The following is a 15,851-nucleotide window of genomic DNA, read 5'->3' as shown; positions in this document are numbered from 1 at the left end:
AATCCAAGGCTGCTCTGCTTCATGGGCTCAATGGTCTCAGGCAATCAGGTCGGCGCCAAGCACGTGTCCGGGCGATTTATGCAGACCTTCCCTAACGTAACAAGGCACTGACTGGCAATGGGTTGTTGACGCATCGTAATCGATCGATTACGATGCGCCATGATCAGCGTGAAGGCACTACCCGAGTTCACCCGTTGGCTGGATGGCGTCCCTGATGCCAAAGTAAAGGCGGTTGTTGCTGCCCGTGTGCGGCGATTGTCCTTTGGCTTGCCTGGCGATGTTGCCCCGGTGGGTGAAGGGGTGTCGGAACTGCGCATCCACTTGGGGGCAGGCTGGCGCGTGTACTTCGTACAGCGCGGCAATGAGCTGATTGTGTTGCTCGCTGGTGGTACCAAGAAGAGCCAAGCGGCGGACATTCGCAAGGCCAAGACCCTGGCAAAGACGTTGGACTAAGGAGCACAAGATGAGCAAGCGTACAAAAGTGAGCGAGCTGACCGAGTTCGATGCTGCGCCTTACCTTGAATCGGAGGAGGCTGTTGCGGCCTATCTGACCGACGTGATGGAGGCTGGTGATCCTGCGTTGCTGGCGGCCGCCTTGGGGGACATCGCCCGTGCGCGCGGCATGACCGAGATCGCGAAAGCGTCAGGCATTGCTCGTGAGGCACTGTACAAAGCGCTGCGTGCCGATTCGCAACCCAGGTTCGATACGATCAGCAAGGTTTGCGCAGCCCTTGGCGTTCGGCTCGTCGCACAACCCATTCACGCATGAGCGGAGTTGCCTAAGGAAGGTCTGCATAAATCGCCCGGACACGTGCTTGGCGCCGACCTGATTGCCTGAGACCATAGTGTCCATGAAGCAAAGCAGCCTTGGATTGGGAACGTCGACGAAGCGCACCCGCCGCCGGGAGTTCCTCGACGAGATGGACCGGGTGGTGCCGTGGTCCGACCTGGTGGTGCAGATCGCGCCGTTCATGCCCGAGGGCAAGCGCGGCCGCCCGCCGTTTCCGGTGGAATCGCTGCTGCGCATTCACTTCATGCAGCAGTGGTTCACGCTGAGCGACCCGGCGATGGAAGAAGCGCTGCACGACATGAAGCGCCCCGGGTTTCGCGGAGGCTCCAACACTGGAGAATGGAGCCATGAAGAAGTCCTCGAAGTTTTCGCCTGAAGTCCGCGAGCGTGCCGTGCGCATGGTGCTGGAGCATCGGGCAGAGCATCCGTCGCAATGGGCGGCCATCGAATCGATTGCCGAGAAGATCGGATGCGTGCCCCAGACCCTGCACACCTGGGTGCGTCAGCACGAGGTCGATGCTGGCCAACGTGACGGCGTCTCGACGGCAGATGCCCAACGCATCAAAGACCTTGAGCGTGAGAACCGCGAACTGCGCAAGGCCAATGAGATCCTCAAGCTGGCCAGCGCGTTTTTCGCCCAGGCGGAGCTCGACCGCCGCATCAAGTCCTGAAGGCCTTCGTCGACCAGCACCGCAAGCAGTTTGGGGTCGAGTCGATCTGCCGTGTCTTGCAGATCGCCCCATCGGCATATTGGCTTCACGCCGCACGTCAGCGGCAACCTGCTTTGTGCTCGCTGCGCGCCCAGCGCGATACAGAGCTGGCACCGCAGGTTCAACGTGTGTGGCACGCCAACCTGCAGGTCTATGGCGCGGACAAGGTCTGGCTGCAACTCAATCGGGAGGGCATCACCGTGGCGCGGTGCACCGTCGAGCGGCTGATGCGCATGCAGGGCGTGCGTCGTGGCAAGGCGCAGCGCACCACCATCGCTGACCCGAAGGCCCCATGCCCACTCGATCGGGTCAATCGGCAGTTCCGGGCTGAGCGGCCCAATCAGCTGTGGGTCTCAGACTTCACCTACGTTTCGACCTGGCAAGGCTGGGTCTATGTGGCCTTCGTCATTGACGTGTTCAGCCGACGCATCGTGGGTTGGCGCCAGAGCAGTTCCATGCACACCGACTTCGTCCTCGACGCGCTAGAGCAGGCCCTGTACGACCGCAAGCCCTCAGAGGAGGATGGTCTGATTCATCATTCCGACCGAGGCTCGCAATACCTCTCGATTCGCTACAGCGAACGATTGGCCGAGGCTGGTATTGAGCCCTCAGTTGGTTCCAAAGGGGACAGCTATGACAACGCCCTTGCCGAGACCATCAACGGCTTGTACAAGGCCGAGGTCATTCATCGGCGTGGCCCGTGGAAGACCAAGCAGGCCGTCGAGCTGGCAACGCTGGAATGGGTCTCTTGGTTCAACCACCATCGATTGATGGGGCCGCTGGGCAACGTCCCGCCTGCTGAGTTCGAGGCAAACTACCACCAACAACGCGCTGGTCAGGCCGCGACCGTCTGACTTAAACCAACTGGCCTCCGCGAAACCCGGGGCGCTTCATACCGCATTGCCACCCAGCGGAGCCCTGCACTTGAGAATTCCGCCTATCTTTTCAAAATCGTCTTCGACCCTCAAAACTCCCTGCCCAAGAAAATCTATGAGGACCCAGTGGAACTCTTCGAGGCGGTTTCAGCGCGAATGAACGAGATCTTTCCACGCTGAAATGGCTCATCTTTTTAATGGACCGCACCACCGCCTGACACGTAAAAGAAGATGACTGCCGACGATCCATTACGCTTCGATGCTTGTGGCATTCAAAAGGTTCGATGTAATGCGGCTTGAGCGCGAAATTCAAGACTGGATCGTCCAACTGGTTGACGAGAACGGCTGGTCTGGCGGGAGCAATCTGTACAGCGTCCTGCGCTACGACAGCAGTCCTTTGAGTCAAGAGATGAAGGCGCAGGTCGAGCGGTTTGACGTAGCAGCTTTAGCACCATCCCGGCATAGGGCAGTCCCTGAAGCCTGTCGTGTGCTCCGGAGCCTAGTCGAACCAAGGCTCTTAAGCTCCGACACGAACATCGCCGTAATACCTGGGCAGACTCTCAAGCCTGACCTCGTACTGGAGGATGTCATCAGTGGCGCCTACGTCATCGTGGAACTCAAGCGCAGCAAAAAGGCTGCACGTGAGTTCGCAACTGAATTGCTTGCTTACGCCAACTGCCTCATCCAACAGCGTCCGGGTTCAACAGTATTCCTTGTGCTCGTGTCCACAAGTTGGGCTCCACTCGAGCAATTTGCCTTTGCAGAATTGGCGCGGCGCAACATCCCCGTGCTGGCATTGGAATACCGCGAAGAGCCCCCTGGCGAGGGCTCACCAACGCTATGGGTCCGGTCTGACCTATTGCCCATCGCGAGCGTCAACTCGTTTCCTTCTAACGCTTTGCTGGTTGACACCAAGGTCTTCTGGCTACCGCAAAGCTGGCAGCTAGGCTGGTCCAATTCTGCGCCGTGGATGAACCGTATTGAGCACGCTGTCGGGGCTCTAGTTCGAGAAGCTGAGCAAGGGCACGCATCTGGATTCGTGCTCATTTGGTACTTGCCCCATGAGGTGCCGAGTCAGGTTGGCAACAGGCCAGAGGTCCGCGTGTTTGTCTCTGTTGCAATTCGCAACCCATCACACTCCAAGGCATACGATGAGTTCAATGATGAACAGGAGAGCAGAGACTTCACCAGGCCTCACGATCCTTATGCATCCATAGACGACACAGCAGTGCGGCTTTTGCTCAACCTTGAGCTTGGAAGAGGGGTCCAGTCTTTCTCATCCGAGAGCGAAGGGACATGGGATGATCTTCGCGCTCGTCTAGAGCGCGAAAACGCCTGCATCCTGCGCTTCGACGGATTTGGCGAAATCGGTTATCAGGTGAGCAGGTGGCGCACACAGAAGCGCTATTCGCTGCATCCTTTGGTACCGGACATCACTGTGTTGCCCGCTTGGCACCCACTGACTTGGCTTGCAGCCTTAGAGTCACTAATCGATTTGGGCGAACAGGAAGACGGAGATTCGCTCGCTTGGCATGCGTTTCGCCTCGGTGAAGGACTCAGCAAAATTGCTAACCCGTACTTGGCGCCGCACAAGGGCCGCCATTTCGGAAATACAGCGGCCCAGGCTCGCTTTGCCCGTACCTGGTGCGATTTCTTCGCCACGCACAAAGGCGCCCCCAACCTTTCGACTCAGATCGACAACTCCGGATTTCGCTGCCCGCAGATTCAGCAGGAGCTCGCAATCCGCTTTGCATCCAGCCGCATCGCGGAGGAAGGTGAGTTGGCCAACCTATGCTTTGCCTTAGGGTATCAAGCAGGCTCAGGATGCGACAACATCGACTACTTGGTGAGCCAGCGACACAAGCTGCGCAATGATGGCATCTGCCTTCCTCAGAAGCTTGATGCAAGGCTCGATGAGCTAGATCGACACTACAAGCAACGCTTTCGACCTAGCACCACTATGTGGGTGCCACCCCGCTCTGAACGCTAGAGCACTGGGAGTTCTTCAGCGCACCTTGTCTCAGACTCTATTGCCTCGTCTCAGACTATGTTGCGCTGTCTCAGACTCTATTGCCCGTGAACAAAATGGTTGCTCAGAATAAAGTTGTGAAATGACATTCAACATCCACGCGCCTTACAAACGAGTTGCCCGGAAAACCGCATTCCGTAAAGTTGCGAATTCGGCACCACTCAGCGCCGCTCAATGAGAGCGTCTCGCAATAAAGTTGAGAACGCAAAGGCCCAAATCTTCATCAGTTGGCAGACACATCCTGACATCTTCGTTGGTCTCAGCCCTCGACATGAATGACCTCCCCCTGGAAAATTGTGCTCATGGGTTACCAAACTCCAATGATTGCTGGCGCCTTCAGAACCAGTGGCTTGCGAGCATCAATACCGTTCCCACCAATGCCAATTGATGGCAATGGCTTCGGCGGCTTACGAAACCATGCCATGCAGATTCTGACCAAGTCTTGGAACATAAGCTCTTGGTTTTCTATGATGTCATTGGCAAGAGCTGCGTCGTGCGCACAGAAGAAATCACCCTGGTGCTGGATCGCCTGTAGGTGCGGTTGGCGATCATCCAATCGCTTCTGAAGCATATTGCTGGGGACATTGAAAGGGATGCCATCTTCCTTCAGCGCGGCCCCCATGATTGGTGCCATAAAGTCGATCAACCAGCCGTCGCACTCAACCCATGCGTGGAAGCCATTGACGTCGTAGACCCACTCGTCACCCTTCTGACGCCCGTACACGACGACGTTGGCCTTGGCTTCATCAACCATCAGTGCCATGCTGCCCATGCTGATGGTCGCCTTCAAGCCGTAGTGCTCACGAAGGATCAACGCGCCAACAGAGGCAAAAAACGAGCAGGCCCGATGGGTCCGGGCGTTACCGGACGCCTCAAGGACGCTGTAGATGACCTGATAGATGCGCTGATAGTCCGCCAGAGGAAGAAGGGGGCGTTTTCTCACTGGATTTTGGCTTTAGATTGCAGAATTGCCCTCCCGCCACTGAGGCGGGCGTGGTCAGGGCACTTGCTCAGCATTCTCCCGCAAGTTGGCGCACCGTCGATGTAAGACCCATCGCTGGTTTGCGGCACACGCGCCGCCCCCAACGACTGTTTGAATCTGTAAACTTGGGTTCGAGCACGGTGCCTTTCCCAGGCCAACTTAGGTTGGATCCCGTCGCTTTCGCCTATCGTCGAGACCGTAAAGAGGCATAGAGCCAATGAGCTGCTCAGACATCGCGAGTCGCTTCTTTCGTTCCTCGACACCGATTGCCTGTGACACATAGAACAGCGCGGATCGGGCCATCTGCATGACTCGTATCGCTTTGGCTTCGAGTTCATCGCTGCCGATGGATATGCCGAATCCACTATTGTTCGCGCCGTTGATCATGAAGGGCTTGGCCCAACCTTCGCTCACACGCAGATAGGTGTGTTCTAGCGCGTTGCGGATAACGTGCAGCTCACGAGCATCGGCAGCGGTGGTCTTCTTGAGCTGCTCGTCGAACAGTTCCTTCGACAACCAGAACAAGCCACGCAGTGGCAGGTTATCCAGTTTGTCGAACTGCGGTAGCAGGCGCGCTTTGCCCTCGACCATCCACACGTTCTTGAAGCTAACCTTGTCTTGTGTCTTGCCTAAATTCCAGTAGCGATCAACGAGAAAGGCTACCTTATCAAGCAGGGAATATGCGACGCGGAAGGCCGTGCGGACTCGCTCACTTGCCAGCGAATAGAGCGGATAGTCGAGCGTGTCAGTGAGTGCGACCCCGCGATCAGAGAAGTGGATCTGTGTGCTGCTTACCCCCTCGAACAGCATGAAACGCGCCGACGCGTACTCCTGCTTCATCTGACTGAAGAAGCCAACGATTGGCGGGGGCAGATGTCCGCTTGAACGGTCACCCAGCTTCTCGATCAGGGGCGGCAGCATGAGATCATCGGTCGCCGCTGCAAAATGCGGACCAAGATCGTTCAATGGGCACAGAAAGAGACGGTGCTCAAGGCACCAGCGACGATAGGCGCGTTCGATCTTCGACTGGCCTTTGGTGCCGTGATTGAGGTCCTGCATCGCCCGAACCGCATCGACATCGACCGCCTCGACGAGTGCCGATGCCTGACCGGCGAAGTAGGCAATAGCACTTTGCGAGTCAACGGAATCGAAAAATGCATCCTCGCCCATCGCCAGACGAAAACTATCTACCGCATGCAAAGCAAGGATCGCGCGCTCGCGATCATCGACCACCATACCGGCATAACTTTTAAGGCCACAGCCTCGATTGCCCCACGCCATCGCAAAGTTCGGGATGACCTCTAGGGCCGCATCCCACACGGCAACCGCATCAATCGTACGCCCGACCATATTCAGAAGATTCGCTTGGTTGGTGAGAATCTGGCAGCGACGAACTTTGTCGAGGCCCTCAAAACCGGCATGATTTGAGGCACGCGACAGTGCAAGCAACTCTGCTTGCCGTTCAAGCGATTCCCAAGACCAGGATTGGCGAACGTTAGCTACGTGCGACAGTGCCGCCCAGGCGTTGGCTCGGAAATATTCGACCAGCGCAGCATCGGTGTCGATGAGTTCACGCTTGGCGAGTTCGTCGAGCAAATATAGGGCACGTTTGGCGCCGCGCTCAAAAGACGTGTCGGCGGCATCGTCGATCAATTGGCCGATGTGTGCTAACGCCTCTGCGTCGCTCATCCTCGTGATGCTGCGTTCGCACTGCTTATTGAGCCGATTGAAATCAGGGTTGGTCATCATTGCCTTCGTCGCTTCATTGACGGCTGGGTTTCTGTGGCATTCCGCATACTTCGCACGACCGCAACCAATAGCCGCCGTTCCCACCGAGATCACATTCGAGCAGCGCCACCAGGTATATTCCGCTGCCCCAGCGCCCACGGCAACAACTTGGCAATGTTGAGCGCATCATCCAGCGCCCGATGGTGAGCGCCCTCAAGAGCTAAACCCGCAAGCTCACACCCCTTCACCATGCCGACTTCCTTTCCAATGCGCTGCGCCTTGGCAAAAAGCCGCTTGATGTTTTGATGATCCATTCCGATCGGGTCCGGGACTGCCTGGCGTTGGCATTCACGTTCAATCTGCTTGCGGTCATAAGCACCCCAACTGCCCCAGTAGGACGTCGGCGTGCGGTGCCGCAGCACAAACCGTTGAAGATCAAGTGCGACCGTTGAGAACGGTTCAGCCTGATCGATCGAGCTCTGCTCAATGCCCAGCAAGTCCACGCAGAACTTCGTCAGCGTGGGTCGGACCAGCGGCCGGACAAATGCCTGAAACCGATCGACAACAACCCCGTCGCACGTCGCCCAGCACGCACCAATCTCAATGATCTCCATGGACTCAGGGGGAATGCTTCCGTCGTCGGCACACGTGGCCTCCAAGTCAACGATCAGAATCACGTTCTCTTCTCCATGGCAAAACTCTCAGAAAGCCGAACAAACGAGATTCATATAACTGTGATCGTTTCAGCGCGTAGCGAGCAATAGCCATTGCTCAGAGCTCAGAGGCATCCACGACTGCCCTGCTCACCAAGGCCGCAGTGACACCCAGCACCATGGTCGCCGTCGATCGATCGTATCGACCCAACTCCATGTCGCTTTCGTGATGGTGCGCCAGATGTGTGTAATTCATCGTCACCTGGCGCAAGACCAGCTCGCGCTGCGCCAGGCTTAAGGCCTTAGGGTTGCCCTTGAATTCCCGCATGGCCTGCGCTTGGGCATCTGCCGCTTCCGAACCATCGCTCAGGCTCTCAAGCGCAAGCCGACAAGTGGCAACAACCTCGTCGTAGTGCCCTTTGACAAGGTGGGCCTTCGCGCGCTGCAAATACTTCGCAGGCGAGGGAGCATTCGCTAAGGAAGATGCTGGCAACGGCACCTCAAAAAGCAGCGTTCGCCCATACCCAGAATGGTCAAGTGCCGCAATCCAGTCTGACTGACTGATACGACAGTCGATCACCCGCTGCAAGGCTTCTGCCTTGCCCTCATGCCACGCCGTGCCTTGGATGCGCATGGTGAGAACAAGGCCTTGGCCACCACGGGATCGCTCAACTGCCTCCATAGCGCCTTGAGAAAGCACAACGTCGTATAGGAGCCCCATTTCGCTCGGGCAGGAACTCACCCGAAACGGAATCGTCACCTCAGGCACCGCGTAACCGATGCCAAGCGCCTCAGCGCCGACAATTGAGACAAAGGCGGGCGCAAGGCAAACGGTGGGCCCCCCTTCAGCCCAAGGCTGTACGTTGAACATAACGCTCAGGCGAATACCGAAACCTCCGGCCATTTTGATCCCGTGCACGGAAGAAAAGCGCACGTCAGCGATGGCGCGGCCATTGAAAGACAAAGACATCAGTTGAACTCCCCGAAAAACTCGCTGCACCCAGCCGGACGGGCAAGGTGAACCTTGTCAGGAAAAATGCTGCCCATCTCCCCTGTACTTTAGGCATCATCCTCGCACGGGTTTGATCCGACAGGTAGGGACACGCTGAAGCCCAACAATGCGCTTAGATCTGCAGCCATCTATTCCCAATCTGCCAAGCCTCTTGCCAGATGAGACGCTTTATAGCTGGTGCGGCGCCGTCCACATGTGGAATGGGAATACCAGTGCACTTCAGACAAGCCGCCAGCTTTTTGGAGCCCCGTACAGCGGGCTCCTTCATGACTTCCCGTCGCAACTCAACCAGCTCGCGGAGCGAACGGCATCAGTGCTGGGGCCGAGCAGGGAGATCGCGCTCAGGCACACGCTCCTTGGATATTTCCTGCCCTGGGTTGCCCCCGATCTGAGCGAAATGATCATCAGTGCCGTCACGACCGGCAGTGCGCCCCATTTGAAGATGCAACTCGGCATCACAGCAAGCCGAGTTGGAGGACTTCACCCACTCAAGGGTTGTCTTGAATGCTTTGACGAAGACGAGCAGCAGTTCGGCCGCGCGTACTGGCACGTGAGCCATCAATGTCCATCAACCATGGTCTGCGTGAGGCACCGAACAGCGCTGTACGTGGTACGCCACCACAACACGCCGGTTCACCGCCGAGGATGGATCCTGCCTCGCTCAGGGCTAGCCAAAGATTGGTCAGCAGTTGAGATTGGGAACAGCACACAACTGGCCATATTGACTCGACTAGCCCAGTTCTCTGCGCACGCCATTCAAAGCGCCCCAGCGAGCTTCACACCTGACCGGCTGGCTTCAACCTATCAATTGGCACTGGAAGCCAAGGGGGCCTTAACAAGGGGAGGCAGCCTGCGATCACCGCAACTCGACGCCCTCGTAGAAGCAACCTATGACGGGCTACACGGACTGCGCGGATTCACCGCCTTTCAGGCGATTGCAGGCCCGGCATCAAATGCCGCTGCGAGTCTCTCTCGAAGACGGCCTCGCAAAGGGCACCCATTCAAACACCTGCTTCTCATCACAATGCTGTTCGAAAGCTGGGAAGAGTTCCAGTCTCAATATGTAGATGCAGAGGCAGCGACGGAAAGAAGATCCAAGATCGAACCCACTGAAGGAGTACCCCACCTCCCAGCAGATCGAGACTTGTTCCTTCGTCTGATGAAGGAACAAGGTCTATCCGCTACGGCAGCCGCCCAGTTGGTCGGGATCACAACAACGACTGGCATCACCTGGGCAAAGGCTCATGGTCTGACCGTGTCATCCAGACCAAAGAGCCTCAACGCCAAGCTACTGAAGCAGGTTCGCGCTCTTCTCGTTAGAGGCATTGACAAACAGGAGATAACGAAAAAAACGGGCATCTCCGAAACATCGCTGAACCGCTTGATTGTCAGCGAACCAGAAGTGGCGCAAGCCTGGCGATCCGCTCGCCTTCAAAAGACCCGCGATTTGCATAGGGCCAACTTCCTGTCACTGCTCCAGACCCACAAAGGGGTCCCCATCAGGGTACTGCGAAAAATCCCGGGAAATGGCTATGCGTGGCTGTACCGCAATGACAGACCGTGGCTTGAACAGGCCCTCCCATTCGTCGAACCACGTTGTTAGGCTGGGTTGACAGTCAGCGGTCTATTTGCATATTATGCAGATACCCCTTGCATGAGCTACCCTGATTGAAGCCCACCACTGAAGAACTTCTCCTGCTCAGAAGCCTGGCCGACATGGTCAGATCCAAGGAGGCCACTCAGGAGCAAATCGCCTCCGAGACAGGCGTTCATCAAAGCCAAGTGAGTCGAATCCTGTCTGGGCAGATCAGGAGGATGTCACCAAATGCATTGATGATATGCAAATATGCAAAATTATCAGTGCCATCCAGAAGCACTCAATCCCACGACTATCGAAACATGCTGACAGACGCAGTGCTTCGGGCGTGGGACGGAACACCTCAACACGCGCGAGCGTTGTGCCTGGCGCTAGAAGCGCTGAGGGAAGTGCAGACGTCCTTTCAGCAGAGAGAGCCAAATGGTCGTTAACCTTCCGTCACCCCTCCCCGACCAGACCATCGAAAGTTGGGCGACATTGATCTGGTTACGGAATGGTTGGGCCAACTGGGCATCAGCTTCAAAAGCGATGTTTGGAAGCGCCCAGGTAAAGGTTGATAGCCCCTGGCATGGCGGCTTCGCACCATTCTTGAGGTTCCTGAACGGCGCCGCATACAACGAGCTAAGCGGACTGAAAGAAGCGCACGGATACCTACCCCTCCTCAAGCCGTTCTTGCACCCCTCATCCTATGCCTCGGTGCTAGCCTCAGAGACGGCCACTCGGCCGCGCTGTATCGCACAAGGGCCACTGGGTGGGCTCATCAAGCGCACGGCCAACTATTGCCCAGCATGCGTATCAGACGAGCTTGACAGGCATGGCTTTGCTTTTATGCATCGGGCACATCAGATCCTAGGCGTGGCCATCTGCGCGCAACATGAAGCCCGACTGCTCACCGTCGCAAGCCCGAGCAATGACCAACTTGTTGAACGAGGCGTGCTCCCCCAGCAGTGCGAAGAAAGCTGGCAATTTCAATCCGAACAGGATGACTGCAACGTCACTGAGGGGATGCGCCGCTATGCGGCTTTTGCTGCAGCAGCAATGCACCAACAACTGCCAGCCACCTCCGTATGGGAGCGACTTGAAGTGTTTGCCGAACGGCTGGGCATCAACCCCAAGGTCAGCGCAAGTTGCCAACTCGGTGCTTCACTATTGGCCAGCCGCGTCCAAGTCATGTTCCCCCACGCAATTCTCAGGGAACTCAATGCTGAGTTCCTATTGGAACTTGACGCCCATATTCCAGGCGTCCTCATGGGAAATTCGGCATGGGCACAAAGTGCAACGATAAATTTGCTTGTTATTGCCACCCTATTCACCGATCCGGATGATTTCTCATCTTCAGTGCGCCGACATCAAGAAAAATCCTTGAGTGCCGCAGAAGATCTCAACATTGAGAGATCCTTGCCCCCTCCATTCGGACTGATCAGAGACCTGCTGAGAGTTCAACCTATCAAAAACATACAAACCAAATATGGTGTATCGCAGGGAAACGTGATCACGTTCCTTGAAAGCAGAGCGGCCATAAACGTGAGAAGACAAGCACGACTGCAAGATGCAGCCCAAAAGAAGGCCATCGCCGAAGCCTCACGATTCTTCAGTCGATCCGGAAAACGTGAATTGTGGGAGTTCGCCAAAATGCGCCGAAATGAGCACTGGCTCGCCACCAGCTCGCCCATTTCAACTCCTCAACGCCCTGCTGAAACCAGCAGCCTAAGCGTGCAAGCTAGGACTGCTTGCTGATTTTGTCTCGTATCGATGACAGATTTGGAACCAACACATCTATAGCACCGCTTCGAAGGTCTTCCGGTTTGGCCGAGGCTTTTACAGCGGCATTGGCCTTGGTTCGATTTTTCTTTGTTGTGACAGCGGACGAATGCTTGCGGCGCAATCGCTCATGAACCGAGTGGTATGCCCGCACACTTTCCGCGTCGTCCCCCCCTGTTGCTGACAAGCTCTCCCTACCAGGGTTGCAGGCAGGAAAATCCAATGGGTCAATTTTCCCCCACATTAATCCGTAGGCCTCCCATGGGACGTCAATGTACCGCGATAATTTCATAGGGTCTTTCTGTTCAAACCCCTCGATCAAATCCTTACAACGCTTGAAAGAAAGAGACTCATCTCTATAGCGCCAAATGTGTTCTTCTTGGACGCGCTTATCGCCCATCTGCATTGCAATTCGTTGGGCCCCTTCAACAGCCTTCCACAAGAAATCAGGAATTCCTGCGGAACACGCATATAACGCAGCGTCGATGGATGGAGTAAATGGCGTCTTAATTGCCATCACGTTGTGACTCCACAATCCTGCTGCAAGCCCCTCGCTCCAGTCGTCGTCACCGCGATCCAGAGGCATCAGGTGGACGCCCTCAGCTGCAGTCAATCTTCGTATGTCTTGACTGTGATCTGCCAACCCTTCAAACGCGAGCGGATTTCCAACAAAAACAATCGGTATGCCAAAATTCAGCAGCCTGAGCAACATCAATAGCATCTCATCACGGTAGGGTGATTGAGAAAAATTACGCGGCTGTAGTTCTTCAATCACAAGCAGGCCAACACTGTGTTGCGTCAACAGTATGCCGACCTCAATTGCCAGCTTCTCTATCGTCCAGATCCTTGGCACAGCATATTGAGTTCGGTACTCAGTCCCCAACACCCCGTCAAGCGCGGCCAATATTGCATATAAAAGCCCGCCTCGATGCACAGGCATCGGCACGATCAAATACGTGACCTGCACGTGTCGATGCCATCCCGCCGCTTCGGATGCACTGTGCTCATAGCGTTGAGGAACAAGGCTGCAGATTCGCTCAACGATAGTGGACTTGCCCAGGCCGGTGCACCCTTCGACAATCAGCGCGTCGGCAAACTTTGGCAACCAAGGTGCGGTATCGAGAGTCTTCCCTCTCAAAGCCAGTTTCGTCACAACCTGTCGCCGTAGTGCTGCAACAGTTGGATTGCGGTATGCGTACGAGTGGCGCCACACCCTTTGGATTGACTGCGCAACCTGTACCGCCCGTTCTGTGGGCTCTAAGCGGCTTCGAATGAAGGACAGCAACAAGTCCTGTGACTCCTCGTTTAAGCCATGAACTGGTAGACCTTCGAGAGGATCGTGGGCAAGGCGAGATGGCCACGATGCCAGCTCTATGTAGGGCCCAAGAGGCTCAAGCAGTGGGTTACTAGCATGCAGTACATCTGCGCCACGCAATACATCATCGGTAGGCATGTTCATCGTTGAGCCCTCGCTCTGCGGAATGCCGACAATGCCGTATCCACTTTGCCTACGGTGGTGACATTTTCGGTGGAGAGCAATGTCCCACGATCAGCCTCTTGTTTCGCCTCGGTTAACTCATTACCCGGAACAAGGCGGGGGGCACGATCAATAGGATCAATCAGCTTCCCGATTAACCCCGCCTCTTCAGCCCTGTTTTCGGATATGTTTGATCGAAGCTCGGTTTTGGTTACCTTTCTTCCAAGAGAATTAATCTCATCCCTCTTGGCAGCACGAGCCCTCAAATTTACATCAAGGATGCCAAATAGCAAATCTGACGCCGCCTGGTCCTGCACCGATTTATCAACAATTCTGGCCACGTTCTGCTCATCTTGCATTGCAAGACTATCGTGCATAGTACCCTCCCGAAGCAGGAGTATGTCATTCGAAAGGTTCGTTAATGGATGTATGCCCAACTCATCCAGATACCATATTCTCTCAAGATTGTCTGGATCAACCCTCACCTTCACCACGAACGACTTAACTCCACCACGGTGCCAATTAAGCTCCATCGCGCGCGGGCCGCTGAATCTATGCCCTAACACAACCTCATTTTTTAAACCACGATCCGGCCGCAACAGAAAAACACCGTTCTGACGAACAACTGCGTTCATTTCAGGCAACAACTTCGCACGCAACAGATCAATGTCCATGGCAGGTGATGAAATCCTATTGTTTTTTACGCACCAAGCATAAATGGCCGCCCTATTGGGAGCAACGCCATCTCTTCGCATTTCCGTACGAAATGGATGTCGGCTCATGAAGTCTGTCGCGTCATGGTGGCAGTTGTAGTAGACAATGGCCCTCAGCAGCTCCCTCATATACTCAAACCATGTCCAACATGCTGCAATGGCAGAGTGATTCTCACCTCGTTCCCGCTGTCGCCCATGCGTCCAGCCATCTCCCTTGTTATCCACTAGACGGTGAATACTATGATGCCCACCTTCGACAGGGCCCTTCCGTTCGGATCTACGACGCTCAACAAACTCGATAGCGGAATTAACGGACGTCATCGCATGAATTGACCCCTTATTCCTCAACTCGCCATTGTCGGCCAAGAGTTTTCTAAATTGAACTGCTGGAACTTGTTCATTAGTTATTGCAACGCCAAATCGCCCAAAGTATCCAACCTTGTTCATAGCCGCATTCAGCACCGCCATTTGTGCCGTACGTCCGCTGGGGGCCTCCAATCCACAATACACGCCGCAAATCACGTCCGACATACCTTCATGCACCATGATTCGATGACATGCGCCCAATGCCTTTAATCGAGACGTCAATGAAACTATTGCCTGGTCGGTCGAGGTCGCATCCAAGATCCCCATTTGCCCGACCCCGACCAGACCGTCAAAGACGGTACCGAGTTTCGGCCTGTACCTCTTCTCCCACTCACTCTGACGCAAGAGAAGCTCAAATGCTGATTTACCGCACTCATCTCTCGGCCCCCAATATCTAAATTGTGCAAGCGTCGGCCTCATGTGTGCTGGAAGCAACCGTGGCAATTCCTGGCCGTCAACGATATGCGCCCCATCAGCCCACCAAGCGCCGCAAGTCAGTAGCCATGCCTCCTGAACAGAGCGCCCCTCTTTCAAGAAGGCGCTCCATCCCAAAGCCAATCTCTGCTTGTCAATTTCAGACAAGTGAATCCCAGGCGAAGGGATAAGTCCATCAAGGAACGCCCCATTTTTTCTCCCCAGCCGATCCGATTTCTGGGGTTCTCTTTGCTTCCCAGCTCCTCCACATTTAGGTGTAGCGGGCAGCAACGAATTCTTTCCGCATGCAAGCGCCAAAACACGATGCAGGGCGTTGTATAGATCCCGGGGCTGTCGACCAATCTCTGCTGAGCGCTCCTGAATCATTCCGGTCAGCACAACTGTCTCAAAAGCGTCAGCCGGAGCTGCTTCAACATATTCCAGTAGTGGTTTGATCCAAGCCCACTCCCTGTCCCGAGTTTGCAGCAACGCACAATCAGATCGCTCCCGTCGCTTCGTCTCAGACGTTCGACGGGGATAGCGCTCACGGATGGCATCGTCTGATAGATGAGCCAAGGGCGGCGGTGCCGGCCTCGTGATCACAATCGCGCCCGATGCCAATGCCGACTCGACTAGCGACAGTTCACGTCTAAGGAAGGTCTGCACAAATGAGCGCCGACCATGGTTGGGTGTGCTGAGATGACCGCAATGGCGGCTGGACGCACCTTTGGCAGGCGTTTTGGG

At 55.7% G+C, this 15,851-nt stretch carries 13 protein-coding genes, 1 pseudogene and 1 other annotated feature; of the genes and pseudogenes, 8 read left to right on the top strand and 6 right to left on the bottom strand.

The genetic code is table 11. The features are described 5' to 3' along the window. The first annotated feature begins 159 nt into the window (after positions 1-159). From EV672_RS18210 to EV672_RS18190, 5 genes and pseudogenes are all read left to right on the top strand, one after another. Positions 160-453, top strand: a complete 294-nt coding sequence (locus tag EV672_RS18210; protein ID WP_133611368.1) for a type II toxin-antitoxin system RelE/ParE family toxin — start codon at positions 160-162, stop codon at positions 451-453. 10 nt (positions 454-463) lie between these two features. After that, entirely contained in the window at positions 464-769 is a 306-nt protein-coding gene (locus EV672_RS18205; protein WP_133611367.1) for an addiction module antidote protein, read from the top strand. 82 nt (positions 770-851) lie between these two features. Continuing rightward, positions 852-1,133 (top strand): annotated as a pseudogene (locus EV672_RS18200) (transposase); the annotation flags it as partial. A 4-nt stretch (positions 1,134-1,137) separates the two neighbouring features. Next, a protein-coding gene (locus tag EV672_RS18195) for an IS3 family transposase (protein WP_133611366.1) occupies positions 1,138-2,354 on the top strand; the annotation gives its coding sequence in 2 pieces (ribosomal slippage) (positions 1,138-1,426 and positions 1,426-2,354; 1,218 coding nt in all). Beyond that, positions 1,416-1,532 (top strand) — a sequence feature (AL1L pseudoknot). It overlaps the preceding gene by 117 nt. Before the next feature lie 310 nt (positions 2,355-2,664). Beyond that, on the top strand, positions 2,665-4,365 hold the full coding sequence (locus EV672_RS18190; protein ID WP_133611365.1) for a hypothetical protein: 1,701 nt from the start codon (positions 2,665-2,667) through the stop codon (positions 4,363-4,365). Between the two features lie 346 nt (positions 4,366-4,711). Here the strand turns inward: EV672_RS18190 and EV672_RS18185 are convergent, their stop codons facing one another. The 4 genes from EV672_RS18185 to EV672_RS18170 form a co-directional block, all read right to left on the bottom strand. After that, positions 4,712-5,347, bottom strand: a complete 636-nt coding sequence (locus tag EV672_RS18185; RefSeq protein WP_133611364.1) for a DUF2026 family protein — start codon at positions 5,345-5,347, stop codon at positions 4,712-4,714. A 198-nt stretch (positions 5,348-5,545) separates the two neighbouring features. Next, positions 5,546-7,132: an LA2681 family HEPN domain-containing protein gene (locus tag EV672_RS18180; protein ID WP_208110811.1), complete on the bottom strand. Its 1,587-nt coding sequence runs from the start codon at positions 7,130-7,132 to the stop codon at positions 5,546-5,548. A gap of 92 nt (positions 7,133-7,224) precedes the next feature. Continuing rightward, on the bottom strand, positions 7,225-7,791 hold the full coding sequence (locus tag EV672_RS18175; RefSeq protein WP_166643637.1) for a 3'-5' exonuclease: 567 nt from the start codon (positions 7,789-7,791) through the stop codon (positions 7,225-7,227). 94 nt (positions 7,792-7,885) lie between these two features. After that, positions 7,886-8,737 (bottom strand): tetratricopeptide repeat protein, encoded by an 852-nt coding sequence (locus tag EV672_RS18170; protein ID WP_133611363.1) that lies wholly within the window; start codon positions 8,735-8,737, stop codon positions 7,886-7,888. Positions 8,738-8,885: 148 nt separating this feature from the next. On the opposite strand from EV672_RS18170, the gene EV672_RS18165 reads away from it, so the two are divergent. The 3 genes from EV672_RS18165 (at position 8,886) to EV672_RS18155 (ending at position 12,113) form a co-directional block, all read left to right on the top strand. Further along, complete coding sequence (locus EV672_RS18165) at positions 8,886-10,382, top strand: TnsD family Tn7-like transposition protein (protein WP_133611362.1); 1,497 nt, start codon at positions 8,886-8,888, stop codon at positions 10,380-10,382. 65 nt (positions 10,383-10,447) lie between these two features. After that, the gene (locus EV672_RS19405) at positions 10,448-10,807 is read left to right on the top strand and encodes an XRE family transcriptional regulator (RefSeq protein ID WP_133611361.1); all 360 of its coding nucleotides are present in this window, start codon (positions 10,448-10,450) and stop codon (positions 10,805-10,807) included. Then, positions 10,797-12,113: a TniQ family protein gene (locus EV672_RS18155; protein WP_133611360.1), complete on the top strand. Its 1,317-nt coding sequence runs from the start codon at positions 10,797-10,799 to the stop codon at positions 12,111-12,113. The genes EV672_RS19405 and EV672_RS18155 overlap by 11 nt, the downstream gene beginning before the upstream one ends. Here the strand turns inward: EV672_RS18155 and EV672_RS18150 are convergent. Both EV672_RS18150 and EV672_RS18145 read right to left on the bottom strand, forming a co-directional pair. Beyond that, entirely contained in the window at positions 12,097-13,290 is a 1,194-nt protein-coding gene (locus tag EV672_RS18150) for an AAA family ATPase (protein WP_166643636.1), read from the bottom strand. The two genes, EV672_RS18155 and EV672_RS18150, sit on opposite strands and share 17 nt — an antisense overlap. Positions 13,291-13,592: 302 nt before the next feature. Beyond that, positions 13,593-15,851, bottom strand: a 2,259-nt coding sequence (locus tag EV672_RS18145; RefSeq protein WP_208110810.1) for a TnsB C-terminal domain-containing protein, incomplete at its 5' end; no start/stop codon positions are given.

Origin of the sequence: Aquabacterium commune (assembly GCF_004362855.1) — a bacterium.
Classification (GTDB): domain Bacteria; phylum Pseudomonadota; class Gammaproteobacteria; order Burkholderiales; family Burkholderiaceae_C; genus Aquabacterium; species Aquabacterium commune.
The sequence above is the reverse complement of the archived record's forward strand: the minus strand, read 5'-3'. Positions and strand labels throughout refer to the sequence as shown.

Bases quoted from the DNA above. Each gene is read 5' to 3' on its own strand.
- EV672_RS18210 (WP_133611368.1), top strand. From the start codon at position 160: ATGATCAGCGTGAAGGCACTACCCGAGTTCACCCGTTGGCTGGATGGC.
- EV672_RS18205 (WP_133611367.1), top strand. From the start codon at position 464: ATGAGCAAGCGTACAAAAGTGAGCGAGCTGACCGAGTTCGATGCTGCG.
- EV672_RS18190 (WP_133611365.1), top strand. From the start codon at position 2,665: ATGCGGCTTGAGCGCGAAATTCAAGACTGGATCGTCCAACTGGTTGAC.
- EV672_RS18180 (WP_208110811.1), bottom strand. From the start codon at position 7,132: ATGACCAACCCTGATTTCAATCGGCTCAATAAGCAGTGCGAACGCAGC.
- EV672_RS18170 (WP_133611363.1), bottom strand. From the start codon at position 8,737: ATGTCTTTGTCTTTCAATGGCCGCGCCATCGCTGACGTGCGCTTTTCT.
- EV672_RS18165 (WP_133611362.1), top strand. From the start codon at position 8,886: ATGCGCTTAGATCTGCAGCCATCTATTCCCAATCTGCCAAGCCTCTTG.
- EV672_RS18155 (WP_133611360.1), top strand. From the start codon at position 10,797: ATGGTCGTTAACCTTCCGTCACCCCTCCCCGACCAGACCATCGAAAGT.